A 2,427-nucleotide genomic window follows, 5' to 3' on the forward strand; every position below is an offset into this window, starting at 1 on the left:
ACAACGGCACGGTGCCGACCGTCAGCTACACCGTCACCGACGGCTCGGGCAGCAATGTCACCTCGACCCTGAACATCGACGTGACGCCGGTCGACGACAGCTTCTCCGACCTCAGCGAAACGGTCTCCACCCAGGAAGACACCGCCGTCAGCGGCAGTGTGTTGACGGGCACCTCGAGCGTTGATGGCCCGGTCAGCGTGGTTAATTTCAGCATCGACGGTGTTACTGGCACCTTCAACGCCGGTCAGACGGCGACCATCGCCAACGTCGGCACCCTGGTGATCGGGGCCAGCGGCGCCTACACCTTCACCCCGGCCACCAATTACAACGGCACGGTGCCGACGGTGAGCTACACCGTCACCGACGGCTCCGGCAGCAACGTCACCTCGACCCTGAACATCGACGTGACCCCGGTCGATGACAGCTTCACCGACCTCAGCGAAACGGTCTCCACTCAAGAAGACACCGCCGTCACCGGCAGCGTCCTCACCGGCACTTCGAGCGTCGACGGTCCAGTCAGCGTGCTCAACTTCACCATCGGTGAAACCACCTACGCCGCCGGCAGCACCGCGACCATCGCCAATGTCGGCACCCTGGTGATCGGGGCCAATGGCGCTTACACCTTTACGCCGGACGCCAACTACAACGGCACAGTACCGACCGTGAGTTACACCGTGACTGACGGTTCCGGCAGTAACGTCACTTCGACCTTGACCATCAACGTCACCCCGGTCGATGACAGTTTTATCGATGCCAGCGAAAGCGTGACCACTGCTGAAGACACGGCCATAACCGGCAGCGTGTTGACGGGCACCTCGAGCGTCGACGGTCCAGTCAGCGTGCTCAACTTCACCATCGGTGAAACCACCTACGCCGCCGGCAGCACCGCGACCATCGCCAATGTCGGTACTCTGGTGATCGGCGCAAATGGCGCTTATACCTTCACGCCAGCCGAAAATTACAACGGCAGCGTGCCGACCGTGAGTTACACCGTCACTGACGGTTCGGGCAGCAATGTCACCTCGACCCTGACCATCGACGTCACTCCGGTTGATGACAGCTTCACCGACCTAAGTGAAAACGTAACCACCGCTGAAGACACCGCCGTCAGCGGCAGTGTGTTGACGGGCACCTCGAGCGTCGATGGTCCGGTCAGCGTGGTCAACTTCACCATCGGTGAAACCACCTACGCCGCCGGCAGCACCGCGACCATCGCCAACGTCGGCACCCTGGTGATCGGGGCCAGCGGCGCCTACACCTTCACCCCGGCCGAGAATTACAACGGCACGGTGCCGACCGTCAGCTACACCGTCACCGATGGCTCGGGCAGCAATGTCACCTCGACCCTGAACATCGACGTGACGCCGGTCGACGACAGCTTCACCGACCTCAGCGAAACGGTCTCCACCCAGGAAGACACCGCCGTCAGCGGCAGTGTGTTGACGGGCACCTCGAGCGTTGATGGCCCGGTCAGCGTGGTTAATTTCAGCATCGACGGTGTGACTGGCACCTTCAACGCCGGTCAGACGGCGACCATCGCCAACGTCGGCACCCTGGTGATCGGGGCCAACGGCGCTTACACCTTCACCCCGGACGCCAATTACAACGGCAGCGTGCCAACCGTCAGCTACACCGTCACCGACGGCTCCGGCAGCAACGTCACCTCGACCCTGAACATCGACGTCACCCCGGTCGATGACAGCTTCACCGACCTCAGCGAAAGTGTGACCACCGCTGAAGACACCGCCGTGACCGGCAGCGTCCTTACTGGCACCTCGAGCGTCGATGGCCCGGTCAGCGTGCTCAACTTCACCATCGGTGAAACCACCTACGCCGCCGGCAGCACCGCGACCATCGCCAATGTCGGCACCCTGGTCATCGGCGCCAACGGCGCTTACACCTTCACCCCGGCCGATAACTACAACGGCAGCGTGCCGACGGTGAGCTACACCGTCACCGACGGTTCGGGCAGCAATGTCACCTCGACCCTGACCATCAACGTCACCCCGGTCGACGACAGCTTCACCGACCTCAGCGAAAGTGTGACCACCGCTGAAGACACCGCCGTGACCGGCAGCGTCCTCACCGGCACTTCGAGCGTCGACGGTCCGGTCAGCGTGCTCAACTTCACCATCGGTGAAACCACCTACGCCGCCGGCAGCACCGCGACCATCGCCAACGTCGGCACCCTGGTGATCGGGGCCAATGGCGCTTACACCTTTACTCCGGCCGCCAACTACAACGGCACAGTACCGACCGTGAGTTACACCGTGACTGACGGTTCCGGCAGCAACGTCACTTCGACCTTGACCATCAACGTCACCCCGGTCGATGACAGTTTTATCGATGCCAGCGAAAGCGTGACCACCGCTGAAGACACGGCCATAACCGGCAGCGTGTTGACGGGCACCTCGAGCGTCGACGGTC

At 62.6% G+C, this 2,427-nt stretch carries 1 protein-coding gene; it reads left to right on the plus strand.

Features of this window, described 5'->3' with window-relative positions:
• Positions 1-2,427: beta strand repeat-containing protein (locus AC07YV_RS29800; protein WP_494990400.1), on the plus strand; the 2,427-nt coding region annotated here is incomplete at both ends.

The sequence above is a fragment of the Pseudomonas sp. GW456-E7 genome (genome assembly GCF_059424105.1).